Source organism: Salinivibrio sp. PR6 (assembly GCF_001995955.1).
GTDB classification, from domain to species: Bacteria; Pseudomonadota; Gammaproteobacteria; order Enterobacterales; family Vibrionaceae; genus Salinivibrio; species Salinivibrio siamensis.
The window spans coordinates 56,794-80,323 of sequence record NZ_MUFA01000001.1 but is presented as its reverse complement, the minus strand read 5'-3'; the positions used below and the strand labels follow the sequence as shown (position 1 = coordinate 80,323).

Below are 23,530 nucleotides of genomic sequence, written 5' to 3'. Positions count from 1 at the left end.
ATAACGTTTAGTATCGGCTTTACAATTAAGTAACATTTGACGCATGTTGGCAGTCAAAGTCACTGAGATTGCGAAGATAGAGAGAGGCTTGTGTGTTTTTTCGACCGCAAGCTAGTTCAGCATTAGTGCCAATGCCCCCAGATTCAGTATAAATAGCAATTTGTTCCGTATTTTGTTTCTTGTGGTGAATAAAGCGCTAACGCGGCCTCGTCTTACCAGCTTGAAATTCCTTTATGAGGCTTTTAAGTAGTGAAAGATGAGTTTTTAATCTCATTCTATGGCAAAATACTTCAGATTTATGGCAAAACACAGCGTTGCTTGGTAATGTTTTGCCTCTAGTCGCGCAGCGAGGCGTAGTACATCTTTTTAGATTGTGCAAAACGGATTCCTCCGCCACGTGGCGTCGATTGTCATGGATGCAATAGCGATTGTTATGGAGTTACACGATGAAGCTAAACACGATCACCCGAACCCTCTTTATGGGCGCTGGCCTTTCTCTGGCTCTAGCAGGATGCAGCGAACCAGAGCAAAAACAGACCTCTCAATCCAACCCTGAAACCAAACAACAAGCCGAGTCCGCGACAGGCGAGCCGCAACTGGCGGCAGAGCAAGAGCTCGTGCGTGGTAACGGTGCCGAAGTGGCGTCGTTGGATCCGCATAAAACTCAAGGCGTGCCTGAGTCGCATGTTATTCGTGACCTGCTAGAAGGCTTGGTCAACCAGGATGCAGACGGCAATGTTATCCCTGGCGTCGCTTTGCGCTGGGAAAACGAAGACAACAAGGTGTTTACCTTTTATCTCCGTGAAGACGCCAAATGGTCTAACGGTGATCCTGTTACTGCGCAAGATTTTGAGTACAGCTTTAAGCGCGTGGCTGATCCGATGACAGCGTCACCTTACTCTTGGTACCTTGGCTACACCCACATGGAGAATGCCAAAGCCATTATTAAAGGTGACAAAGATAAAGACACATTGGGCGTTGAAGCGCTGGACGATCACACCCTTCAGGTAACGTTAGATACCGCGGTGCCTTATCTTGTGAAGATGATGGGTCACACCACCATGAAGCCGGTACACAAAGAAACGGTGGAAAAACATGGTGACCAATGGACCAAACCTGAGAACTTCGTGGGTAATGGCGCCTATGTCGTGGACAACTGGGTGATTAATGAGCGCATTGAGTTAACCCGTAACGACCAATATTGGGACAATGAAAATACCACGCTCGATAAAGTGACCTATTTGCCGATTGAAAACCAAGTCGCAGAAATGAACCGCTACTTGGCCGGCGAAATTGACATGACGTATGAGATCCCGAACGAGCATTTCCGTCGCCTGAAAAACGAGCACCCAGAAGATTTGTCTATCGTGGGCAACCTGTGTAGCTACTACTACATCTTTAATACCAAGCGTGAACCCTTTGATGATGTCCGTGTGCGTAAAGCCTTGTCTTACGCGATTGACCGTAACGTGATTACCGATGCGCTACTGGGTCAAGGGCAAAAGCCAGCGTATTTCTTGACGCCTGAAATTACCGCTGGATTTGATCCTGAGCTGCCAGCGTACGCCAAGATGACACAAGAAGAGCGTGATGCAGAGGCCAAGCGTCTGCTCAAAGAAGCTGGGTTCGGTGAAGACAACCCGCTCGACTTCTCACTGCTTTATAACACCAGCGAAAACCACAAAAAGCTGGCCGTCGCAATCGGTCAAATGTGGAAAGACAAGCTGGGTGTTGATGTTGCACTTAATAACCAAGAGTGGAAAACCTACCTGAGCACCAAAGATGAAGGTAATTTTGATGTCGCGCGCGCCGGTTGGTGTGGTGACTACAATGAAGCGTCTACCTTCCTCAGCTTGATGCGTAGCTCCAACTCATCAGGTGGTGTGCATTATGATAGCCAAGCTTATGATGCGATCATGGAAAACGCCATGACCACCACAGACGACGACAAGCGCACACAACTGTACTTGGATGCGGAAGCCCAGATGGCAAAAGACATGCCGATTGCGCCGATTTACCAGTATGTAAAAGCACGTCTGCTTAGTCCACAAGTCGGTGGCTTCCCTGCCAATAACGCCGAAGAGAAGATCTACTCAAAAGATCTTTATATCAAGGCTGAGTAACGCCTGATTCACAGCTGATAAGGGAGCCGCATCATGCGGTTCCCTTGGCTGGTTGTCGCTATGTAGGTATAGCCTGGGTAGCGGACGCTGTGAGGCTCAAAACGAAACGGTACAGTTATGTTGAAATTTATCGCCAAGCGCCTTTTGGAAGCTATTCCAACGTTGTTGGTCTTAATTACTATCTCTTTTTTCTTGATGCGGTTTGCGCCAGGCAACCCTTTTTCAAGCGAACGTCCATTGCCCCCTGCCGTAATGGAAAACATTAATGCCAAATACGGCTTGGATAAGCCTGTGTTTGAGCAATACACCACCTATTTGGGCAATATCCTACAAGGGGATTTTGGTCCATCGTTTAAATACATTGATTTTACGGTGAATGAGCTGATTGCTGACGCATTTCCTGTATCGGCACAAATCGGTGCGTTGGCGTTTATCTTTACGCTGATTTTTGGGGTCACGATTGGCACCATTGCTGCGCTCAAACAAAACACCTGGATTGACTACACCATCATGTCCACGGCGATGTTAGGGGTGGTGATGCCATCCTTTGTGCTCGCGCCAGTGCTGATTTATATCTTCGCCATTAATCTTGGTTGGTTCCCCGCCGGTGGCTGGCAAGGCGGTGGTTGGCAATTCATGGTGTTGCCAATGATCGGTATGTCCTTGCTGTATGTGGCCACATTTGCGCGTGTGACCCGCGGTAGCATGATCGAAACTCTAAACAGTAACTTTATTCGCACCGCGCGTGCCAAAGGGCTCAGTTACCCTAAGATTATTGTTAAACATGCGCTCAAGCCTGCGATGCTACCGGTTGTGTCCTACATGGGACCCGCGTTTGTGGGCATTATTACTGGGTCGGTGGTGATCGAAACCATTTTCGGCTTGCCTGGTATCGGTAAGCTGTTTGTGAACGCCGCGTTTAACCGTGATTATTCATTAGTGCTTGGCTGTACCATTTTGATCGGTACGCTGACCATTCTTTTCAATGCGATCGTCGATATCCTGCTGGCGTATATCGATCCTAAGATTCGTTACTAGGGGTGACATGATGCTGACGAAAAAAGAAAACATTGACGCCCTCGAAAACTTTGCTGAAGAAGTCGATGTCAAGGGGCGTAGCCTTTGGCAGGATGCGGCGATTCGTTTTAAACGTAACCGTGCCGCGATGGCGAGCTTGGTGATTCTGGTATTGATTGGTTTGAGCGTGATCCTTGGGCCGTATATCAGTGCCTACGCGTATGACGCGACCGATTGGTATGCCATTCATGCGGCGCCTTCATTGGGCGTAGACGGACATTGGTTTGGTACCGATGCGTTAGGCCGAGATCTCTTTACTCGCACCATGATGGGCGGGCGTATATCGATCATGGTAGGCGTCATGGGCGCCTTTGTCGCCGTCTTGATTGGTACCTTATATGGTGCCACATCAGGCTTTATTGGCGGCCGCACCGATGCGGTGATGATGCGCTTGGTGGAAATCCTCCAATCGATTCCGTTCATGTTCTTCGTGATTGTATTGGTAACCTTCTTTGGCCGTAATATCGTGCTGATCTTCGTGGCCATTGGTTGTATTGCTTGGCTAGACATGGCACGTATTGTGCGCGGTCAAACACTCAGCTTACGCAGCAAAGAGTTTGTCGAAGCCGCGCACGTTTCAGGGGTGAGCACGCGCCATATCATTACGCGCCATATCGTGCCGAACGTACTTGGGATTGTTGCGGTTTACTCGACCTTACTAGTGCCGAACATGATCTTGTTTGAGTCTTTCTTGAGTTTCTTGGGCTTAGGTGTGCAAGAGCCAATGACCAGTTGGGGCGCCTTACTACAAGAAGGCTCGCAAACGATGGAAATTGCGATTTGGCAGCTACTGTTCCCTGCCGCCTTTATGGTCATGACATTGTTCTGTTTTAACTATGTCGGCGATGGGCTTCGTGATGCCTTGGATCCAAAAGACAGATAAGCGACGTTTTTTGTCATCGTAAAAAACGCAATAATATGAAAAGCGCAGGTTTATTTCCTGCGCTTTTTTGTTACTGTTAAATGCGTGTTTCAAGGATGAGAATCGATAGCAGTGGTGGCTGTCGATAGAGTGACAAAGGAGCTGTCATGCGATCCCTCTCAATTCAATGGAAGGTCACCCTCGTGGCCAGTTTGTGCGTTGCTGTGACCGCGGTGACGTTATTAACCTTCTCAACCTACGTCAATAACCAGTTTCAGCAAACGGTCGGTCAGGCGAGTACCCAAACGCTGCGTAGTGCTGCTCAACGTCTTGCGACCAGTCAGGCCCAAGTTCAAGCGACCCATGTGCAACGTTCTTTAGATGAGGCGGTGTACCGCGCGCAAATGCTGGCGCAAAGTGTGGTGTATCTACAGTATAACGCTGAGCAAAACTTTACCGACAGTGGTGAACTTCGCGGCTCAATCAATGAGCTGGTGCGACGCTCAGTGGAGAACTTCGATACGGTTCAAGCCGCGTTCGTGGTATTTAAACCCAATGCACTTGACCAAGAAGATGACTTTTATCAGCTCGATACAGAACGGGGCGCGAATGCCGCAGGGCGTTTTGCCAGCCGCTGGCAAAAGCGGGATGGCGAGCTGCAAGGTACCGTGCTGAGCGAGAAGCAAATTAACAACGGCAATAAAAATGGCAATGGGCAAGCGGCGAATCATTGGTATCAGTGCCCATTGAACCAAGGCGCAGCTTGTGTATCTGCGCCCAAACAAGCGGGCAGTAGCCTGAGTGTCACCATTTCCTCACCGCTGATGCGCGACGGACAAGTGCTGGGGGTACTAGGCATTGATATTGCGCTTGGCGGGTTACAGTCAGTGATCTCAGAGGCGGATAAAGCCCTATTTGGCGGCGCTGGCAATGTCAGTGTATTGAGCCAAGGTGGCCGTTTAGTGGCGTCTGATAACGCCCAAGTGAGCGGCGGCACTGTCGACGATTTACCCACCAGCCCTGATGCGATGAGCTCCTGGCTGACGCAGGGACAGCCACAGACTGTATGGCAAAAAAGCCAGTTGATGACCTACGTGCCGATTGCCTTGCCAGGCACCACGTGGGGAGCCCTTATCACCTTGCCGGAAGATGTCTTGCTCTCTGAGGCAAACCAATTAAGCCAACAAATTACCGCGCAACGCAGTCAAGCCGCGTGGACAGAACGTAGCTTAGGGGTTGTGGCAACCCTGCTTGCCTTGGTGATCGCCGGATTAGCGGCGCGCCAAATCGTTAAACCCCTGAAGCTACTGGCGGAACGATTGGCAGAGATTGCCGACGGCGATGGCGATCTCACGCAGCGTATCCAGCTTAAAAATCGTGATGAAATTGGGGTACTGGCGGGGCGCTTTAACCGCTTCCTCGATAAGCTTCAGCCTATTATGGCGAATGTGATTAATAGCGTTGAAGAAGCGGAACATACAGCCAAAGAAGCCGCACGCGTGGCCGTGCAAACCCGAGATGGTAGCCGTGAACAAGTATCAAGCTTGGATGCAGTGGCGACAGCATCAGAAGAGATGACGCAAACGGCCTCACAGGTTGCCAGTCATACCGAATCGGCGCTAACTGCGGCCACCGCGGTGAATACAGCGACGGAGAAGGGTGAAAAAATTGTGACTGGTTCGTCGCAAGCGATGACGCGTTTGGTGGAGACGCTGAATGGCGCGACCCACGATGCGCAAACCTTACAAAAGAGTAGTCAGGATATCACCGAGATTTTGACGGTGATTGACACCATGTCAGAGCAAACCAACTTACTTGCGTTAAATGCGGCGATTGAAGCGGCGCGTGCGGGTGAGCAAGGGCGCGGGTTTGCGGTGGTCGCTGACGAAGTCCGTGAACTGTCACAGCGTACTAACCAGTCAATCACCCAGATCCGTACCGTGATTGATTCGTTGCAGTTAGGGGCAGAGTCAGTGGTAGCGGCGATTCATGAAGGGAATCAGCTAGCGGATGACACCGCTGAAAAGGTGCAAGAGACGGTGGCGAGCTTGGACCAGATTCGTACTGCGATGCAAGACATGATGGGGCTTAACAGTGAAATTAGCGCGGCGGCGGAGCAACAAAGCGCGGTATCAGGCGATGTGACGCAAAACGTGACCCATATTCGTGAACGCAGCGATGAACTCTTGTCGCATGCCGAATCGGCGGCGAGTATTGCCAGCCAATTGGAGGCGCTGGCTGGCCGTCAGCGTGCGCTAACGGCCCAGTTTAAAGTCTAATCTTGGTGATGCGCGGTTACTCTGGCGCTTCCTCGAGAGGATACCAGTAGCCGCGATTGACCCACAGCGTCAGCATCGGCCAAAACAGGCTATGGTCGGCGGCATCGCCGAGGATTTCCCAATCAATAAAGCGTTGATTGCATAACGCTGGGGTGAGTGACTCACATCCTGCGGGTAAATCAAAGCTTTCACCCAGCATAAAAATCATTTCAGGCTGGTCTGGGTGATAAAACGCGCGCAACCCACTGAGTTTTTCCAGACAAAGCCCGTCTTGCATCGCGGCTTTGAGACTATCCGGTTGCCACTGTGGATCAGGGCTGAGTAAGTCGAGCTCATGCCGGGCTTGAGAGAGAAACTCGCCAATCCAGCGCTTTTTGCGGGTCTCGTCGTGCATGAGTGCGATCATCATCTCGTTCATTTGCGCGAGATGTTGTGGATCCAATGCCGCAGGCGCATCGGCTTGCGCTGGCATGGCTGGCCAATGGAAATGATTGTCTCCGGCTTCGTCGACAATCACTTGGTCAGCATAACTGCTCAGTAGCTCGCGGGCTTTTGGTGAGCGATAGCCAATCGAGTAGCTGAGCGAGGGCTCCAGCGTATCGCCTTCGTGTGGAAAGCCTGGCGGGATATAAAGAATATCGCCTGGTTCTAGCTCCACATCGATAATGGCGTCAAAGCCGGTGATCTGCTTGAGCCCGGTGTCTAAGTTAGCTTCTTGGTAATCACCTTTTGGCCCCACACGCCAACGGCGACGCCCTTGGCCTTGCACAATAAACACATCATACTGATCAATATGAGGCCCAACGCCGCCCTGAGGCTGGGAATAACACACCATGACATCATCAAATAGCCACTGTGGTAGCGAGGTAAATGCCTCAGCGAGATCACGCACGCCTGGGTGCCAGTGGTTAGCGGCTTGTACCACCAGTTGCGCATGCGTCGCTGGGAAATCATCGAAGTGCTCGAAAGGACCGTTCGCGACTTGCCATTGGCCATTGGCTTGGGTCACGAGACGTGAGTCAATGTCTTCTTCCATCGCGAGTCCTGCGACCTCTTCAGGCTCAATGGGATCGTTAAAATTGGCTAACCCTTGGCGGATAACGGTGGGGCTTTGATGCCAATGTGCGGCCATAAATTCGGCGAGCGAGAACTGAAACTGATACATAACGACTTAGTTTACGAAATTTGCGGCAGTATAACGTGACGAGCGGGGTGGTGCGAGTGGGATAAAAAAACGGCCCCCATTATGGAGGCCGTGAGCATTGGACGCATTTTGCTTACAGTTTGTCAGTGAGCTTGACCGCATCGCCAATGTAGTTAGCCGGTGTCATTTGCTTCAAGCGTGCTTTCTCGTGCTCAGGCAAATCAAGGCTATCAACAAAGGTACGCATCCCCTCGCCATCAACTCGTTTGCCACGTGTCAGCTCTTTGAGCTTCTCGTAGGGCTTTTCTATCCCATAACGACGCATCACGGTTTGAATAGGCTCGGCAAGGACTTCCCAGTTCTGATCCAATTCCGCTTCGAGTGCGGCTTGGTTCACCTCCAGCTTGCTGATCCCTTTAAGGGTCGACGCATAAGCAATCATGGTGTAGCCCACACCCACACCGAGGTTACGTAATACGGTGGAGTCAGTCAGGTCACGCTGCCAGCGAGAAATCGGCAACTTTTGCCCAAGGTGAGAGAAAATGGCATTGGCTAGGCCGAGGTTACCTTCCGAGTTTTCAAAATCAATCGGGTTAACCTTGTGCGGCATGGTCGATGAGCCAATTTCACCCGCGATGGTTTTTTGCTTAAAGTGGCCCAGTGCAATGTAGCCCCAGATATCACGGTCAAAATCGATCAAAATGGTGTTAAAACGCGAGACGGCATCAAATAGCTCGGCAATATAGTCATGCGGCTCAATTTGGGTGGTGTACGGGTTCCAGTCAATACCTAATGAGGTCACAAAAGCTTCGCTGTAAGCGTGCCAATCAATGTCGGGGTAAGCGGACAAGTGCGCATTGTAATTACCCACAGCGCCGTTGATCTTACCTAGGATTTCGCTACTTTGAACCTGTTTGATTTGGCGTGCCATGCGGTACGCCACGTTTGCCATCTCTTTACCCATGGTCGATGGAGACGCAGGCTGACCGTGGGTACGTGAAAGCATGGGTACGTCGCGGAATTGTTGAGACAGGTCTTTGACGGCGTCCGCCAGACGTTGCATTTCTGGTAAAATTACCGTATCGCGTGCTTCTTTTAGCATCAGTGCATGCGACAGGTTATTAATGTCTTCAGAAGTGCAGGCAAAGTGAATGAATTCACTGACCGCGTTGAGTTCTGCGTTATCGGCAATCTTTTCTTTTAGAAAATACTCAACCGCTTTGACATCATGATTGGTGGTGCGCTCAATCTCTTTGATACGCGCGGCATCTTGTTCGTCAAACTCAGCAGCAATGCGGTCGAGTTGGGCATTGGCGTCATCGCTAAAAACGGGCACTTCAGCAATGCTGTCTGTGGCTGCCAGTTTTTGCAGCCAACGGATTTCCACGATGGTGCGGTATTTAAGCAATCCAAATTCACTAAAAATCGATCGCAACGCAATCGTTTTCGTACCGTATCGGCCATCGACCGGTGAAACAGCAGTCAGCGCTGACAGTTCCATTTTTTGTCTCCTGAGTTCAATCTGATTAGCTTCGGGCTAGAATGAGTTTGGCCTGCTCAACCATTTGTTTGCGACCAAAGATAAGGTGCCGGCGCTTACCGCCTACTTGACGCCATAGGACAGCACTGCGGATACCGGAAAGCAAGATGGCACGCACACGGTGTTGCACGCCAGTTTGCTGTAAATGTTGTGGGTCACCAGACACTTGAATGCGCGGTCCTAGAGGACTGATCACGTCGAGATAAATGCTGGCGAGATTGCTGATCATTTGCTCATCAAGCAAATCAAAATGGCTTACTTGACGCTCAATCGTTTCAATGCGATCGCCCAGTTGTGCCATGGCATCACGGCGGCTGGACAGTTTACGCTCCAGCGCCAACAAATTAATCAGGTAGCGCATGGTTTCGCTACCGTTGCGGCTATTATCGAGTTGGCCAATGAGGGTTTCTAAACCAACATGAAGGCCTGACTCACCGCCACCGGTGACATTCCCCACTTCTCCACGAAAGACGTCTAGGGTAGAAGAGGGGTTAGTGATGATAATGCTACTCAGGCTCGTATTTAACGCGTCTTGGTCACAATACCCATTTCGAGATACGTCTTGCACCAGTTTTGCTGCCTGACAAATGCTGGCAAAAGCCAGGGTGCGATCATAAATCGTCTCTGCCACTGATCACGGCTCCTTAAATACGTTGCTCGATAATGCCACCGCCTAGGCACACATCGCCATCGTAAAAGACAGCGGATTGCCCCGGCGTTACCGCAATTTGCGGCTCGTCGAAGATAACTTTCACTGTATCATCATCAACGGGCGTGATAGTACACGATATATCGTGTTGACGGTATCGGGTTTTTACCGTGCAACGGCGGGTCTCGGTCACAATCTCACGATCGACCCAGTGCAATTGCGCCGCGATGAGCCCTTCTGAATAGAGTCGAGGATGATCATGGCCTTGACCGACGAGCAATACATTACGCGCGACATCTTTATCGACCACATACCAAGGGGCTTCGCTACCGTTGCCCCCCTTTAAGCCACCAATCCCTAAGCCTTTGCGCTGACCCAAGGTGTGGTACATCAAACCTTGGTGTTCACCAATGACGTCGCCCTCAGTGGTTTCGATAGGGCCGGGCTGCGCGGGTAAGTACTGCGACAAAAAGTCAGTAAACTTACGCTCGCCGATAAAGCAAATGCCGGTTGAATCTTTTTTCTTCGCCGTCACCAAGCCTTGCTCTTCCGCAATTTGGCGTACCTGCGGTTTTTCTAAATCGCCCACAGGGAACAGGCTACGTGCCACCTGATCGTGGCTGAGGGTATAGAGGAAGTAGCTCTGATCTTTGTTATTGTCCAAGCCGCGCAGCATTTGCGCTTTTTCGCCTTTTTCAGGGAAGGTGCGACGGACATAATGCCCCATGGCAATATAATCGGCATCCAATACCTCGTCGGCAAACTCGAGAAACGCCTTAAATTTAATTTCTTTGTTGCAAAGAATATCAGGGTTGGGCGTACGACCCGCTTTGTATTCGGTTAGAAAGTGCTCGAAGACGTTGTCCCAGTACTCAGCGGCAAAGTTAATGGTGTGCAGCTCGATGCCAAGCTTGTCACACACATCTTGCGCATCAGCCAAGTCTTCTGCAGCAGAGCAATACTCCTCGTTGTCATCCTCTTCCCAGTTTTTCATAAACAGGCCTTCTACCTGATAACCCTGTTGTTTCAACAAGTAGGCAGAAACGGAGGAATCAACACCGCCGGACATTCCGACAATCACTTTTTTGCTGCTGTTATCTGACATGGTGATCACAAATGCTGCTATCAATAAACGGACGCTGAGTTTAACAGAATCAAATCGCCGGATACAGATGTGATAGGGCTCACATGTTAGCCGTTATCCAAAGTGAGTAGATGAGTGGGTAGATGGTCGCGTGGCCTGCGACCGATGCAGCTTATATTAATACTATTGCTATCAATGGGGGTAAGTATTTGTGATTGGGTGCCGCGCAAAGACTTGTGAACCCCTTAGGTTTATCGACCGACTCCCGCACGCAGGCACGCCGTATACCCATCCCTGGGGGCTCCGCCGCGCCATCCTTGGCGCGGAGGGTCTGTGTGCGAAAATCGGACGATGGTATGTTCAGGTCTTCCTAGCGCTTATCTCGTTTCTTCGACGGTGCGCGCTTGGACGAGCGAGTGCGCCCACGCGGTGCTTTCCCTTTTGCGCCTTTGGGTTTAGGAGTGAACTGCTCGAAGCCTTTCGGCGGAGCGACCTCACGCCACTGGCCCGGTTGCAAATCATCCAGCTGCCATGGGCCGAGTTGGGCACGAATCAAGCGCAGCGTCGGGTGGCCGATATGCGCGGTCATGCGGCGTACTTGCCGGTTTCGCCCTTCTTGCAGTACCACCTTTAACCAAGTGGTGGGAATGTTAGCGCGATAACGCACCGGAGGGTGGCGTTCCCAAACGGCGGGTGGTGCCATTTTGGTGACATCGGCGGGCAGGGTGAGACCATCTTTCAGTTCGACACCGTTACAGAGCGCCTGAATTGCTTCATCGCTAGGCTCGCCTTCGACTTGTACCCAATAGGTTTTGGGCGACTTGGATGAAGGCTGGGTGAGTCTGGCTTGTAAAGCGCCGTTATTGGTGAGCACCAGCAACCCCTCGCTATCTTTATCAAGTCGACCAGCCGGGTACACATCTTTTACCGATACAATGTCGGCCAATGTACTGTCGCCTGGTTCGCCACTAAACTGGGTCAACATGTTATAAGGTTTGTTAACAAGTATCACTTTTGTGGCGAGGGCGGCCGCTCGGGGAGCCTTTCCACCCTTGGCCGATGGCGCTTGGGTGTTTGAAACAGCCTTTGACGCTGGCTGGGGGCGGGCTTTATATGGCATGAGGGCTGTCAAATAGATTAAACGGCAAATGAGACTTCCGTATTATACACGTAATAATCTGTTTGGCGTGTTGTATGAATTCGAGTATCCTCGACTCGCATCTTACACAAAGATAACAAATGGACGCTAGGAGATTAAAATGGAAAGTAAAGTAGTTGTACCGGCGGAAGGTCAGAAGATCACACTCGACGGCACAAAACTGGTAGTCCCTAACCACCCTGTGATCCCTTACATTGAAGGGGATGGCATCGGGATGGATGTTAGCCCTGCAATGATCAAAGTTGTTGATGCAGCTGTTGCTAAAGCCTATAACGGTGAGCGTAAGATTTCATGGATGGAAATCTACACCGGTGAGAAGTCCACCAAGGTATATGGTGACGATCAGTGGCTGCCAGCTGAAACCCTCGACTTTATCCGCGAATACAAAGTGGCAATCAAAGGGCCACTGACGACCCCAGTTGGCGGTGGTATTCGCTCATTGAACGTGGCGCTTCGTCAAGAACTCGACCTCTACATTTGTGCGCGTCCGGTACGTTACTTCACTGGCGTTCCTAGCCCACTGAAAAAGCCAGAAGATACTGACATGGTGATCTTCCGCGAAAACTCAGAAGACATCTACGCGGGTGTTGAGTTTAAAGCCGGCACGGCCGAAGCGGATAAAGTGATTAAGTTCCTGCGTGAAGAAATGGGTGCCAACAAAATCCGTTTCCCTGAGCAGTGCGGTGTAGGCATTAAGCCAATCTCAGAAGAAGGCACCAAACGTCTGGTTCGCGCCGCTATCGAGTACACCATCGATAATGACCGTGACTCACTGACTATCGTCCATAAAGGTAACATCATGAAGTTTACCGAAGGGGCGTTTAAAGATTGGGCGTATGAAGTGGCCAATAAAGAGTTTGGTGCCGAGTTGCTGGATGGCGGTCCGTGGATGACGATGAAAAATCCAAAGACCGGCAAACAAATTACCATCAAAGACTCCATCGCGGATGCGTTCCTGCAGCAAATCCTGCTGCGTCCCGCGGAATATGATGTGATTGCCACCATGAACTTGAACGGTGACTACGTATCTGATGCACTTGCCGCGCAGGTTGGCGGTATTGGTATTGCCCCGGGAGCCAACATTGGTGACGGTGTGGCGCTGTTTGAAGCGACCCACGGCACGGCGCCGAAATACGCTGGTCAAGATAAGGTGAACCCAGGCTCACTCATTTTGTCTGCAGAAATGATGCTACGTCATATGGGCTGGTTTGAAGCCGCTGACTTGGTGATCAAGTCAATGGAAAAAACCATCGCCAACAAGACAGTGACCTATGACTTTGAACGTTTGATGGAAGGCGCGAGCCTGCGTAAATGTTCTGAGTTTGCTGACGAGATGGTCAAGCAGATGTAATCACTGATTCTCAGTGAGAAACGAAACCCGGCTCAGTTGCCGGGTTTTTTTATGGATATGATCCAGCTAGTCTTCAATATCTTCCCACGACAATGGGGTGCCTTTGGTTAACGCGCGTGTTGCGCGCTTTCCGAGCACGGCATCATAGTGTTTCGGTGCTAAACCAAAGCCCGGACGAATACTGCGCACATTAGCGGGCGTCAGTGGCTCACCGGGCGCGATATCCTCACAGACATACAAAGAGCGCCTAAATTGACGGTTGCTCGATTCGGCCGCTCGTGTAGTTAGGGCGCTTTCTCCTAGCGCTTGCCACGCCGCGTGGGTTTGCTCACAAAGCGCACTGAGTGCAGGTGGCGTAAGCGAGAAAGCAGCATCCGGACCTCCCGAATCTTCAGAGAGCATCACATGTTTTTCAATCACGCACGCGCCGAGTGCGACAGCTGCGATCGCGGCGGTGTTGGTCAGCGAATGATCGGATAAGCCCGCCAAGGTTTGATAGCGGGTGGCTAAGGTTGGAATGGTTCGCAGATGGCTTTGTTCAATCGGCGCAGGGTAGGCGCTGATACAATGAAGCAACACCAGCTCACGACAGCCGTTATCACGGGCGGTCGCCACCGCCTCGGCGATCTCTGTCTCGTCAGCCATGCCGGTTGAGATGATCATCGGTTTACCGGTTTGCGCGGCATAGCGAATCAAAGGCAAATCAATCGCCTCGAACGAGGCTATTTTATAGGCGGGTGCGTTAAGATCCTCGAGCAAGTCAATCGCTGAGCAATCAAAAGGCGAGGAGAATAAGGTGACGCCTTCTTTTCTCGCGTGATCAAATAACGGCTTGTGCCACTCAAACGGGGTTTGTGCCCAGCGATATAGCTGGTGGAGACTATAACCATCCCACAGTCCGCCTTTGATCTGAAACTCATCGTGGTCGCAATCAAGGGTAATGGTATCGGCGGTATAGCTTTGCATTTTGACCGCATCGGCACCGCAGGCTTTGGCCATGGAAATGGTTTGTTTGGCAAGCTCAAGGCTACCATTATGGTTCGCCGACATTTCGGCAATGATATAGGGAGGATGTTGAGGACCGATCAAACGGCCTGCAATCTTAATGTCGTTGTTCATAAACCGCGTCGATATTCAGTTTGGTTTGAAGGACACTGGCGCCTTGCTGCCACTCATCAGCGGACAAAGACAGGCACACAATCTCGACTGTTTTTCCCTCAGGCAGGGAAAAGGTGCATTGCCGACTTTGCGGTGTTTCACGAAAGCCAAAGCGTTGATGCAGCCGCACCACCCCCTGATTATGACTGAGCACTTCACAGTTCAACTGGGTCACGCCCAAGGTTTCAAACGCTAAGCTTAATGCGCCAAACTCCATGAGCGCGCCGCTTCCACGTGGTGCACCGGGGGCGGCGTAAAAAGCCCAGGTCGCACTTGTCCTATTCTCGCTATCGAGGTCAAGGTTGACCACGCCAAGTGGCTTGTCCGGTTGGTCGTCTACGCGTTTGTAGACGATATAGAAATAACGGTGTGTGTTGGCGAGCATATGGCTGAACCATGCTTGGTGCTCATCATGGCTAATTTGATGTTGGGTGTACATAAACTGGCGGACAGCGGGACGATTGCGCCAATGCCATAAAGTGTCACTGTCCGCGTGAGTCACCGCGCTAAAAATCAGTTGCATAAGTCATGCTCCAAGGCCGCGACCACGCGCTCTGCACCTTTTCCATCAGTGATCGCTGGCAGGGTAGGAAGCTGATGCCAGTTTGCCGCAAGATGCTGCAGTGCAGACGCGTAATCTTGCCAGCGGGTGTGCTCACCGCGTCCTAAGTATTGATAGCCCGGCTGTCCGGCGAGATACTCGGCCATGGCGTGTTGGTTTTCCGCCACACATACCAAGGTGCTCGGGACCCTCAAGCAGCTGCGCTCGATGGCAGTGACGCCGGCGGCTCCAAATGCGTAGCGTGCCCGTGCCATGTGGGTATCAAAGTCCGACAGTGCTTCCACCACACGAACCCCATCGGGGACAGGCGCTTTACACAATGCGTCGCGGTCTGGGTTGCGCCGGCCGGTGACAATTAACAGTGAGAAAGGCAGCCTCTCGAGGTTCTGCCCTTCTTCTAGGTGTTGAACGGCTTCTAGGTGTTTCACCGCGTCCACAAGCTTGCGGCTTTCACCGGTCGGATCCGTACCGGAGAAAAAGGCGATCACCTTATCTTCCCGCGGCGGCGGAGAGTGATGCAAGGCGGCAAATGCTGGACGCAATAGTGCATAGTCTGGTCCCAATAAGCATCGGGTCTGAGGACTTAAAAGCTGTGACGCGTAGCGCGTGGTGAGATCTGGCCAAGGGTTTTGATCGAGCAAAAACGCGCAATCGTGGGGCCGATTGGCTAAATCATCAACCACCATCACCGGACAGCCCAATTGGGTGTGAATCGATTGTTCCCAGCGGGCATCGAGGGCGTAATGATCCACCACCATCAAATCCACCGGCTGGTTAGCCACGTATGCGGTTGTCTCTTCGGCATCTTGCTGCTGGCTCACACCAAGCCAATCGGTGTTGCTGAGCGAGTTTTTGGGGGCAGGCAACACCGCCACCGTTAAGCCTTGTTCATGGCTGACCGCTATCAAGTTACCGGGCAGGTCGCGACATACCAAGGTTACCTGATGACCCGACGTTCGTAGCATGTTAGCCAACACGTGCATGCGGCTGACGTGCCCGGTGCCTATCGCTTGGGAGGCATCGACTCGAATGGCAATATGGCTCATAGCAAGGCTTGTTGCTCCAACAGTTGATACATTAGCTCAGCGCGTAGCCAGTCATCTGGCTCATCAATGTCTTGCACGCGGTAATGAGGGATCAACACAGCTTTCGAGTGGGGTGCAAAAACTGGCTCGCGCGCTAAAAACGCACTTGGCGTGCCCCAGTAAAACATTCCCGCATCGTGGTACGCCGGTTGTAGGTCTTGTGAGCGCGTAGTGAAGTGCTCCGGCCACAACATGCTGACACTGCCATCGGCATCGACATGAATACTGCGCTGAATCGGAAAGGCGTAGCGGGTGGCGGCAAAACTGTATTTGACGGTGTCGCCGTCCAGTAACGCTAAGCCTTGGCGCAAGTCATCCGAGGTGACAAAGGGGGTGGTAGCATACAGGCAGCAAACCGCGTGCAAAGGCGTTTGCTGTGGCGACGGGGTGAGCCACTGGATCGCATGCTCAAGCACATCCAATGTCGTAGCGTGATCGCCGGCAATCTCGGCGGGACGCACAAAAGGCACCTCAGCCCCTGCATCGCGTGCCACACTGGCAATGTCCTCGCAATCGGTGGAAACCAAGACGCGATCGAATAGCCCACTTTGACGTGCTGTCGCAATGGCATAAGTAATAATGGGCGCCCCGTTAAACCGTTTGAGGTTCTTGCCCGGAATGCGTTTGCTGCCACCGCGGGCGGGAATAATACATACATTCATCGGTCACGCATCCTCAATGGCTTTTTGTAGCGCAGCAATCACCGTATCTTGCTGTTGCTCGGTTAAATCGGGGTAAAGCGGTAAAGTGAGTGCCCCCGCGTAATACTGCTCGGCAAGCGGGAAGTCTCCGGGCTGGAAGCCCTGTGCCTGATAGTAAGGTTGCGTATGCACAGGAATATAGTGCACGTTCACGCCAATGCCTTGCACACGCATAGCCTCAAAAACGGTGCGGCGTGTGTCGGCGTGATCAAGCTCAATCAAATACAAATGCCATGCCGACTCAGGATCTAAAATGGGTCGCTTAACGGGCAAATCCGCCAGCGCTTGGTGGTAGCGTTCAGCGAGTGCAAACCGTCTGGTGATAAAGGAACGAAGCTGGGTTAATTGTGAACGGCCAAGCGCGGCATGAATATCCGAGAGGCGATAGTTCATCCCCAATGCATGCTGTTCATACCCCCAAGGTGGCAGGGCAGCGTGGCTGTCTTCTGCATCACGGGTGATCCCGTGGCTACGCAACTGACGCAGCGCTTTCGCCAATGTGGCATGTTGGGTGGTTGCAACCCCGGCTTCTCCCGCGGTAACCACTTTGACCGGATGAAAACTAAATACGCTAATATCGCTGTACTGGCATCCACCCACTGCCGCGCCTTGATAGTGGGCACCCATCGCATGTGACGCATCCTCAATAATGGCCACCTGATAACGCTTAGCGAGCGCGGCAATCTCGGCCATTGCCGCACTGGCACCGGCCATATGTACCACCACCAGCACTTTGGGTAAGGTTTGAGTAGCGGCCGCTTGCGCCAGTTTTTTCGCGAGCTGCTGAGGGCATAGGTTACGAGTGTCTGGGTCGATATCGACAAAATCCACTTCGGCACCACAGTATCGACCACAATTGGCTGACGCGACAAAGGTAATGGGCGAGGTCCATAAACGATCGCCTGGGCCTAACCCTAACGCCAGACAAGCGAGATGCAGGGCAGATGTCGCGCTATTGACGGCGACCGCATGCGCCGCCCCGGTGAGTTCGGCGACGGCGGCTTCAAAAGCCGGAACTTGCGGGCCTTGCGTCAGATAATCACTTTTTAGCACCTCAAGCACAGCGGCATAGTCTTGCTCACTAAGATGCTGCTTTCCGTATGGGATCAACGCCATACTCCTTTACTGCTCGGTGTCGAGTTGCAAAATGGCCTCGACGGTTAACACATCTGGGTTAGTGCCTGATTGATACTCAAAGCCCTCTGGCACGGGCTGTCCTTTTTCGCCCAACGCATTTTCTCGATAGTCATCATCGGCGTCGTAGAACTTAATGGTGGGGCAAATCACGTAATGATCGGCAAATTCGAGCGTCAGATGCGCATCGTCAGCCGGACACATCACTTCATGCATTTTCTCGCCGGGACGAATGCCTATCACTTTGACGGGCGTGTTCGGGGCATAGGCGCTGGCGAGATCCGTCAGGCGAACCGATGGGATCTTAGGAACAAATATTTCCCCGCCATACATGCGTGAAAAGTTTTTCAGCACAAAATCCACCCCTTGCTGCAAGGTAATCCAAAAACGGGTCATTTCAGGATGGGTAATGGGCAAATGATCCGCGCCTTCCGCTGCCTTTTTCTTAAACAAAGGCACCACAGAGCCGCGCGAGCCGACCACATTGCCATAGCGCACCACCGAAAAGCGTGTCTTTTGGCTCCCGGTCATATTGTTAGCGGCGACAAACAATTTATCTGAACACAGTTTGGTGGCGCCATAGAGATTATTGGGGCTGGCGGCTTTATCGGTCGAGAGCGCTATCACCTTTTCGACCCCGTTGGCAATCGCGGCACGAATCACATTCTCTGCACCGTGAATGTTGGTCTTGATACACTCCATCGGGTTGTATTCGGCGGCAGGTACCTGCTTGAGCGCAGCAGCATGAATCACATAATCAATGCCTTGCATCGCTTGCATTAAACGATCGCCATCACGCACATCGCCAATAAAATAGCGCATGCAAGGGGCGTTAAAGGTTTGCTGCATTTCATATTGCTTGAGCTCATCGCGAGAGAGCACCACGAGGCGGCGTGGTTGATAGCGTTCAAGCAGGGTGCGGACGTACTTTTTACCAAAAGAACCAGTACCGCCGGTGATCAGAATGGATTTGCCGTTAAACATAGGACGCCTTGTCACTAACTGTCGGGAATACAGGCAGTTTAACTGATCTGAGCAGGATTTGGCGATCTGCTACGGCCATGACGCGCGATTAAGCGACATCAAGCGGTTTTATTTTTGCTACCTCGTGTTTAATTGATTGCGACGCCTCCCAAAGATCAACGGCCCTTTGCGCATTGAGCCAAAACTCAGGCGAGTTACCAAACAGACGTGCGAGACGAAGCGCCAGCTCCGGGCTCACGGCTTTACGCTCATCCAATACGGCAGTCATCGATTGATGAGAGACGCCCAAAGCATCAGCCAATTGTTCTACGCTCAAGTCGTAATCGGGCAGAAAGTCTTCGCGCAACATGGCTCCAGGATGCGTCGGTTGGCGTTGCATGCCAGCTGTGTTGAAAATCGTCATCACTGTTACCTCATTAGTGGTCGTCGCAAACCTCGACGTCATACGCGTCACCGTCTTCAAAACGAAAGCAAATGCGCCACTGTTTGTTTATCGCTATTGCATGTTGCCCTTGTCTGTTTCCTGACAGAGCGTGAAGGCGATTACCGGGCGGTACCGTGAGATCATCGAGTTGTGTGGCGAGATCGATATACTCCAACTTTCTTGCCGCACGTACCGCCAGCTCGGCAGGGAACCTCTTTGACGTTCCCTTTGAGTATAGTGCCTGCGTTCGTTTATCTGCGAATGATTTGATCATGCATCAAACGTATTTTGGCATGGGATGGGCGTCAATCAAAGGCGTGTATTATCTCTTAAATTGCGAGTGAGATACTTGCGTCACACAAAGCGCCGCATGTGGGCGGCGCTTTGGAGGGACCATGTTTACGCTAACGCGCGTGGGCGTTAGCCTTGATGGCGAGAGGCGAGGACTTCGGTCACTTGATGGAGGCTAAGCTCTTGGTCTTGCAGCAATACCAACAGGTGATAGAGCAGGTCGGCGCTTTCGTTTAATAGCTCGGCCTTATCGCCTGCCGTGGCAGCGAGGGCGACTTCGACCCCTTCTTCCCCCACTTTTTGCGCGATACGCTTAGTGCCTTTGGCAAATAAGCTTGCGGTGTAAGAGTCATCAGGCGCGGCATCTTTGCGGCTGGCAAGCACTTGCTCTAGGCTCGACAAAAAGCCGGGCCCCGTGTGTGGTGGTTTATTATCACTGTCAAAGCAGGTGGTCGTGCCGAGGTGACAGGTGGGCCCGTGTGGCGTCGCCGTGACCAACAAGGTGTCTTGATCGCAATCGAGTGCAATGTGCTCCAGGCTTAATACATGACCGGAGCTTTCGCCTTTTACCCAAAGACGCGATTTACTGCGCGACCAAAAGGTGACGCGACCGGTTTCGAGCGTCGCGTTCAGTGCATCGGCATTCATGTAGCCCAGCATCAACACTTGGCCGCTATCGCTGTGTTGGATAATCGCAGGCACCAAGCCGGCGTTTTTCTCCCAATCGATACGTTCTACCCATGCTGCCGTCATACTCTTACCTCGATCCCTTGTTGTTTTAATGTTTGTTTTAATTCGCTTATCGCGATGATTTGCTTGTGAAACACCGAGGCGGCCAGCGCGCCATCGACATTCGCTTGTAAAAAGGCGTCGGCGAAATGCGACATTTCACCGGCACCGCCGGAGGCGATCAGGGGCACCTGACAGCGCTCTCTCACCATGTTGAGTTGGGTTAAGTCATAGCCTTGGCGCACACCATCGCGGTTCATCATATTGAGTACGATTTCGCCCGCGCCTCGCTGTTGGACTTCCTCAACCCAGGCAGCGGTTTGCCAAGGCGTGGCCTGAGTACGGCTTTCATCGCCGGTAAATTGATAGACTTGATATTGCCCGGTCGCTTCATCGAAGAAAGAATCAATCCCGACCACCACGCACTGCACGCCAAACTTATTGGCCAGCCGAGTGATCAAACTTGGGTCGGCCAAGGCGGGTGAGTTAATGGATATTTTATCCGCGCCGAATTCCAAGATTTGTTGGGCATCGGCTTCGGATTTAATTCCACCGGCGACGCAAAAGGGGATATCAATTACTTCCGCGACGCGACTGACCCAGCTTTTATCGACCACCCGGCTGTCACTGGACGCGGTGATGTCATAAAACACCAACTCGTCAGCACCTTCTTCGGCGTAGCGTTTGGCGAGCGGGACGATATCGCCGATGATTTCGTGATTGCGAAATTGCACGCCTTTCACCACTTGTCCGTCGCGGACGTCCAAACAAGGAATTATCCGTTTTGCCAGCATGCGATCGCCTCCTCTGCGCTAAAGTTGCCTTCCAGTAGAGCGCGGCCGACGATCACACCCGCCACGCCAGTGTTGCGTAATGCGCGAATATCCTCGAGACGGCCAATGCCGCCTGATGATTGAAACGCAATGCTCGGATAGCGCTGACATAAATCGCGGTAAAGCGCCACATTGCTGCCTTGCAAGGTGCCATCGCGGGAGATATCGGTGCACAGCACATGCTTGAGCCCGACGGACAAGTAATCGTCGAGTAGCGCTTCAATGGTGACACCGGAGTCTTGTTGCCAGCCGGACACCGCCACGCGTCGCGTCCCGTCGCTGTCGATATGAATATCGAGTGCCAATACAATGCGGTCAGGGCCGTAGGTTTGCATCCAGCCTTTGACCAAATCAGGCGATTTAACCGCGGTAGAGCCGATCACTACGCGCTGCGCGCCGGTGTTTAGTAGCTCAATCACGTCCATCTCGGTGCGCACGCCACCGCCAATTTGAATATTGGCGGGCGTGGATTGCAAGATCTCGGTGATTAAGTCGACCTGACGCGCGGTCGGATCTTTAGCGCCAGTTAAATCCACGAGGTGCAACCAATCCGCGCCTGCTTGATGGTAACGCGCAAACTGCTCACGCGGGTCAAAACCGTAGTCGGTTTTTTGCTGATAATCCCCTTGATAAAGGCGCACCACTTGGCCGTCTATCAAGTCGAGTGCTGGTATAATCATCCTTGCTTACATCTCCAAAAAATTCTGAATCAAACGCGCGCCTACTTTGCCAGAGCGCTCAGGGTGAAACTGAACCCCGTAGTAGTTGCCTTGATTGATTGCTGCACTGAACGCATGGCCATAATGACATTGTGCCAAGGTGTAATCGCCGACCGGCATCGCGTAACTGTGGACAAAGTAAAAGTGGCTCCCCGCGACAATGCCATCGAACAGAGGATGATCATTAACAGTGGCAACCCGGTTCCAACCCATATGAGGCAGAGGCTGCCCCGCGGTATCCATCAGTTTGGTGGGGGCGGGGATATGGCCGAGACATTCGACGGGACTGTCGCCTTCATCCGAGTAAGTGCCTAGCATTTGCATGCCAAGACAAATCCCCAGTAGTGGCTGTTCAACCTGTTTGACTAAGTCTATCAAGCCGCGTTCGGTCAAGTTTTTCATCGCTTCACTGGCCGTGCCGACGCCGGGCAAAAAGAGCTTATCCGCCCCTAGCACCACGTCCGGATCGCGGCTTAATGTGGCTTGATACCCCAAACGCTCAACAGCAAAGCGTACCGAGGACACATTGGCGCAGCCGGTATCGATAATGACAGTCTGTTTGCGCATTACAGCACTCCTTTACTGCTTGGCAGGGCGTCGCCTTCGACCTTGATGGCTTGACGCAAGGTGCGGCCAAAGGCTTTGAACAAACTTTCCACCAAGTGGTGGGTGTTTTCGCCCGACACCGTCAGGTGTAGGGTACAGGCCAAGGTGTCGGTCAATGAGCGGAAAAAGTGTCCCACCATCTCGGTCGACATATCGCCCACTTGTGGCTGTGGGAAGCTGGCTTCAAATTTCAAATAGGGGCGTCCGGACAAATCCAATGCACATTGCGCCAAGCATTCATCCATCGGCAGGCTAAATCCAAAGCGGCCAATACCGCGTTTATCTCCCAGCGCCCGTTTGAGTGCGTCGCCCAACGCGAGGGCGGTATCTTCAATGGTGTGGTGGTCGTCGATGTGCAAATCGCCTTTAACGCGAACGTTGAGCTGAAAGCCGCCGTGGGTGGCGATTTGATCCAACATGTGATCAAAAAAGCCCAATCCGGTTTCAATGCGACTGCCGCCACTCTTATCCAGGTTAACATCCACCTGAATATCGGTTTCTTTGGTGGTGCGAGTGACGCTGGCCAGTCGCGGCTGCTGGGTGAGACGCTCGACAATCTGTGGCCAGCCCATCACGTCACGTTGATATTTGATCCCTTGTAGCGCCATATTGTTCGCTAAGGTGATATCGGTGTCGCGATCGCCAATCACAGCCGATTGGGCGAAATCAATCCGTCCTTGCTGTAGATAGTCTTTCACCAAGCCTAGTTTGGGTTTGCGACAGCTACAGTCATCGCTATCAAAGTGCGGGCAAATCAGTACGTCTTCAAAATGGATCCTTTGTGAGCGAAACAGGGCCATCATCATGTTGTGTGGCGCATCAAAGTCCGCTTGCGGGAAGCTCTCGGTTCCCAGACCATCTTGATTGCTCACCATCACCAAGGTGTAACCCGCCGCTTGCAGGCTCAGCAACGCGGGGATCACGCCCGGCTCAAAGGCCAATTTATCCAGACGATCCACTTGATAGTCTTCAGGCGGCTCCACAATCAAGGTGCCATCACGGTCAATAAATAAAATCTTGTCTTTCACAGTGGTTG

At 52.2% G+C, this 23,530-nt stretch carries 23 protein-coding genes; 5 read left to right on the top strand and 18 right to left on the bottom strand.

What is annotated here, in order from left to right:
* Positions 1–446 precede the first annotated feature (446 nt).
* From BZG72_RS00380 to BZG72_RS00365, 4 genes are all read left to right on the top strand, one after another.
* Positions 447–2,123 carry an ABC transporter substrate-binding protein gene (locus tag BZG72_RS00380; RefSeq protein ID WP_046075321.1) on the top strand — a complete coding sequence of 559 codons (1,677 nt, stop codon included), beginning with the start codon at positions 447–449 and terminating at the stop codon, positions 2,121–2,123.
* 117 nt (positions 2,124–2,240) lie between these two features.
* Complete coding sequence (gene oppB / locus BZG72_RS00375) at positions 2,241–3,161, top strand: oligopeptide ABC transporter permease OppB (protein WP_046075322.1); 921 nt, start codon at positions 2,241–2,243, stop codon at positions 3,159–3,161.
* A 10-nt stretch (positions 3,162–3,171) separates the two neighbouring features.
* Positions 3,172–4,083 (top strand): oligopeptide ABC transporter permease OppC, encoded by a 912-nt coding sequence (gene oppC / locus BZG72_RS00370; protein ID WP_046075323.1) that lies wholly within the window; start codon positions 3,172–3,174, stop codon positions 4,081–4,083.
* 146 nt (positions 4,084–4,229) lie between these two features.
* Entirely contained in the window at positions 4,230–6,341 is a 2,112-nt protein-coding gene (locus BZG72_RS00365; protein WP_077665852.1) for a methyl-accepting chemotaxis protein, read from the top strand.
* Positions 6,342–6,357: 16 nt separating this feature from the next.
* On the opposite strand, the gene BZG72_RS00360 is transcribed toward BZG72_RS00365, so the two are convergent.
* The 5 genes from BZG72_RS00360 to BZG72_RS00340 form a co-directional block, all read right to left on the bottom strand.
* Positions 6,358–7,506 (bottom strand): ribosomal protein uL16 3-hydroxylase, encoded by a 1,149-nt coding sequence (locus BZG72_RS00360; RefSeq protein ID WP_077665851.1) that lies wholly within the window; start codon positions 7,504–7,506, stop codon positions 6,358–6,360.
* 112 nt (positions 7,507–7,618) lie between these two features.
* Positions 7,619–8,986 (bottom strand): adenylosuccinate lyase, encoded by a 1,368-nt coding sequence (gene purB, locus BZG72_RS00355; RefSeq protein ID WP_077665850.1) that lies wholly within the window; start codon positions 8,984–8,986, stop codon positions 7,619–7,621.
* Between the two features lie 25 nt (positions 8,987–9,011).
* Positions 9,012–9,656, bottom strand: coding sequence for a high frequency lysogenization protein HflD (hflD, locus tag BZG72_RS00350; protein WP_046075327.1), 645 nt, complete (start codon positions 9,654–9,656; stop codon positions 9,012–9,014).
* Positions 9,657–9,669: 13 nt separating this feature from the next.
* Positions 9,670–10,779, bottom strand: coding sequence for a tRNA 2-thiouridine(34) synthase MnmA (gene mnmA, locus BZG72_RS00345; RefSeq protein WP_077665921.1), 1,110 nt, complete (start codon positions 10,777–10,779; stop codon positions 9,670–9,672).
* A gap of 349 nt (positions 10,780–11,128) precedes the next feature.
* Complete coding sequence (locus BZG72_RS00340) at positions 11,129–11,743, bottom strand: pseudouridine synthase (RefSeq protein WP_370517147.1); 615 nt, start codon at positions 11,741–11,743, stop codon at positions 11,129–11,131.
* A gap of 274 nt (positions 11,744–12,017) precedes the next feature.
* Between BZG72_RS00340 and icd the strand changes: the two genes are divergently transcribed.
* Positions 12,018–13,268 carry an NADP-dependent isocitrate dehydrogenase gene (icd, locus tag BZG72_RS00335; RefSeq protein ID WP_046075328.1) on the top strand — a complete coding sequence of 417 codons (1,251 nt, stop codon included), beginning with the start codon at positions 12,018–12,020 and terminating at the stop codon, positions 13,266–13,268.
* A gap of 66 nt (positions 13,269–13,334) precedes the next feature.
* On the opposite strand, the gene pseI is transcribed toward icd, so the two are convergent.
* The 13 genes from pseI to hisB all read right to left on the bottom strand — a co-directional run bounded on the left by pseI (position 13,335) and on the right by hisB (position 23,522).
* The gene (gene pseI / locus BZG72_RS00330) at positions 13,335–14,387 is read right to left on the bottom strand and encodes a pseudaminic acid synthase (protein ID WP_077665848.1); all 1,053 of its coding nucleotides are present in this window, start codon (positions 14,385–14,387) and stop codon (positions 13,335–13,337) included.
* The gene (pseH, locus tag BZG72_RS00325) at positions 14,371–14,949 is read right to left on the bottom strand and encodes a UDP-4-amino-4,6-dideoxy-N-acetyl-beta-L-altrosamine N-acetyltransferase (protein WP_077665847.1); all 579 of its coding nucleotides are present in this window, start codon (positions 14,947–14,949) and stop codon (positions 14,371–14,373) included. Before pseH ends, pseI begins: the two co-directional genes overlap by 17 nt.
* The gene (gene pseG, locus BZG72_RS00320; protein WP_077665846.1) at positions 14,940–16,034 is read right to left on the bottom strand and encodes a UDP-2,4-diacetamido-2,4,6-trideoxy-beta-L-altropyranose hydrolase; all 1,095 of its coding nucleotides are present in this window, start codon (positions 16,032–16,034) and stop codon (positions 14,940–14,942) included. Before pseG ends, pseH begins: the two co-directional genes overlap by 10 nt.
* Positions 16,031–16,735 carry a pseudaminic acid cytidylyltransferase gene (pseF, locus tag BZG72_RS00315; RefSeq protein WP_077665845.1) on the bottom strand — a complete coding sequence of 235 codons (705 nt, stop codon included), beginning with the start codon at positions 16,733–16,735 and terminating at the stop codon, positions 16,031–16,033. The genes pseG and pseF overlap by 4 nt, the downstream gene beginning before the upstream one ends.
* A 3-nt stretch (positions 16,736–16,738) precedes the next feature.
* The gene (gene pseC, locus BZG72_RS00310; RefSeq protein ID WP_077665920.1) at positions 16,739–17,884 is read right to left on the bottom strand and encodes a UDP-4-amino-4,6-dideoxy-N-acetyl-beta-L-altrosamine transaminase; all 1,146 of its coding nucleotides are present in this window, start codon (positions 17,882–17,884) and stop codon (positions 16,739–16,741) included.
* 12 nt (positions 17,885–17,896) lie between these two features.
* Positions 17,897–18,892, bottom strand: coding sequence for a UDP-N-acetylglucosamine 4,6-dehydratase (inverting) (gene pseB, locus BZG72_RS00305; protein WP_077665844.1), 996 nt, complete (start codon positions 18,890–18,892; stop codon positions 17,897–17,899).
* Positions 18,893–18,980: 88 nt separating this feature from the next.
* Complete coding sequence (locus BZG72_RS00300; RefSeq protein WP_241832498.1) at positions 18,981–19,337, bottom strand: HigA family addiction module antitoxin; 357 nt, start codon at positions 19,335–19,337, stop codon at positions 18,981–18,983.
* Positions 19,309–19,590 carry a type II toxin-antitoxin system RelE/ParE family toxin gene (locus BZG72_RS16570; protein ID WP_077578089.1) on the bottom strand — a complete coding sequence of 94 codons (282 nt, stop codon included), beginning with the start codon at positions 19,588–19,590 and terminating at the stop codon, positions 19,309–19,311. The genes BZG72_RS00300 and BZG72_RS16570 overlap by 29 nt, the downstream gene beginning before the upstream one ends.
* 146 nt (positions 19,591–19,736) lie before the next feature.
* On the bottom strand, positions 19,737–20,360 hold the full coding sequence (hisIE, locus tag BZG72_RS00290; RefSeq protein ID WP_021022340.1) for a bifunctional phosphoribosyl-AMP cyclohydrolase/phosphoribosyl-ATP diphosphatase HisIE: 624 nt from the start codon (positions 20,358–20,360) through the stop codon (positions 19,737–19,739).
* Entirely contained in the window at positions 20,357–21,130 is a 774-nt protein-coding gene (gene hisF, locus BZG72_RS00285; RefSeq protein ID WP_077608610.1) for an imidazole glycerol phosphate synthase subunit HisF, read from the bottom strand. The genes hisIE and hisF overlap by 4 nt, the downstream gene beginning before the upstream one ends.
* Positions 21,112–21,849 (bottom strand): 1-(5-phosphoribosyl)-5-[(5-phosphoribosylamino)methylideneamino]imidazole-4-carboxamide isomerase, encoded by a 738-nt coding sequence (hisA, locus tag BZG72_RS00280; RefSeq protein ID WP_025673431.1) that lies wholly within the window; start codon positions 21,847–21,849, stop codon positions 21,112–21,114. Before hisA ends, hisF begins: the two co-directional genes overlap by 19 nt.
* Before the next feature lie 6 nt (positions 21,850–21,855).
* Positions 21,856–22,455, bottom strand: a complete 600-nt coding sequence (gene hisH / locus BZG72_RS00275) for an imidazole glycerol phosphate synthase subunit HisH (RefSeq protein WP_077665843.1) — start codon at positions 22,453–22,455, stop codon at positions 21,856–21,858.
* On the bottom strand, positions 22,455–23,522 hold the full coding sequence (gene hisB / locus BZG72_RS00270; RefSeq protein WP_077665842.1) for a bifunctional histidinol-phosphatase/imidazoleglycerol-phosphate dehydratase HisB: 1,068 nt from the start codon (positions 23,520–23,522) through the stop codon (positions 22,455–22,457). Before hisB ends, hisH begins: the two co-directional genes overlap by 1 nt.
* Positions 23,523–23,530: the final 8 nt, after the last annotated feature.

Excerpts from the sequence above, each read along its gene's own strand:
- purB (WP_077665850.1), bottom strand. The coding sequence starts at position 8,986 with ATGGAACTGTCAGCGCTGACTGCTGTTTCACCGGTCGATGGCCGATAC.
- hisF (WP_077608610.1), bottom strand. The coding sequence starts at position 21,130 with ATGCTGGCAAAACGGATAATTCCTTGTTTGGACGTCCGCGACGGACAA.
- pseG (WP_077665846.1), bottom strand. The coding sequence starts at position 16,034 with ATGAGCCATATTGCCATTCGAGTCGATGCCTCCCAAGCGATAGGCACC.
- hisIE (WP_021022340.1), bottom strand. The coding sequence starts at position 20,360 with ATGACGGCAGCATGGGTAGAACGTATCGATTGGGAGAAAAACGCCGGC.
- oppB (WP_046075322.1), top strand. The coding sequence starts at position 2,241 with ATGTTGAAATTTATCGCCAAGCGCCTTTTGGAAGCTATTCCAACGTTG.
- pseB (WP_077665844.1), bottom strand. The coding sequence starts at position 18,892 with ATGTTTAACGGCAAATCCATTCTGATCACCGGCGGTACTGGTTCTTTT.
- hisH (WP_077665843.1), bottom strand. The coding sequence starts at position 22,455 with ATGCGCAAACAGACTGTCATTATCGATACCGGCTGCGCCAATGTGTCC.
- pseF (WP_077665845.1), bottom strand. The coding sequence starts at position 16,735 with ATGAATGTATGTATTATTCCCGCCCGCGGTGGCAGCAAACGCATTCCG.
- BZG72_RS00300 (WP_241832498.1), bottom strand. The coding sequence starts at position 19,337 with ATGACGTCGAGGTTTGCGACGACCACTAATGAGGTAACAGTGATGACG.
- mnmA (WP_077665921.1), bottom strand. The coding sequence starts at position 10,779 with ATGTCAGATAACAGCAGCAAAAAAGTGATTGTCGGAATGTCCGGCGGT.
- pseI (WP_077665848.1), bottom strand. The coding sequence starts at position 14,387 with ATGAACAACGACATTAAGATTGCAGGCCGTTTGATCGGTCCTCAACAT.
- BZG72_RS16570 (WP_077578089.1), bottom strand. The coding sequence starts at position 19,590 with ATGATCAAATCATTCGCAGATAAACGAACGCAGGCACTATACTCAAAG.
- oppC (WP_046075323.1), top strand. The coding sequence starts at position 3,172 with ATGCTGACGAAAAAAGAAAACATTGACGCCCTCGAAAACTTTGCTGAA.
- icd (WP_046075328.1), top strand. The coding sequence starts at position 12,018 with ATGGAAAGTAAAGTAGTTGTACCGGCGGAAGGTCAGAAGATCACACTC.
- pseH (WP_077665847.1), bottom strand. The coding sequence starts at position 14,949 with ATGCAACTGATTTTTAGCGCGGTGACTCACGCGGACAGTGACACTTTA.
- BZG72_RS00340 (WP_370517147.1), bottom strand. The coding sequence starts at position 11,743 with ATGTTGACCCAGTTTAGTGGCGAACCAGGCGACAGTACATTGGCCGAC.
- hisA (WP_025673431.1), bottom strand. The coding sequence starts at position 21,849 with ATGATTATACCAGCACTCGACTTGATAGACGGCCAAGTGGTGCGCCTT.
- BZG72_RS00360 (WP_077665851.1), bottom strand. The coding sequence starts at position 7,506 with ATGTATCAGTTTCAGTTCTCGCTCGCCGAATTTATGGCCGCACATTGG.
- BZG72_RS00380 (WP_046075321.1), top strand. The coding sequence starts at position 447 with ATGAAGCTAAACACGATCACCCGAACCCTCTTTATGGGCGCTGGCCTT.
- BZG72_RS00365 (WP_077665852.1), top strand. The coding sequence starts at position 4,230 with ATGCGATCCCTCTCAATTCAATGGAAGGTCACCCTCGTGGCCAGTTTG.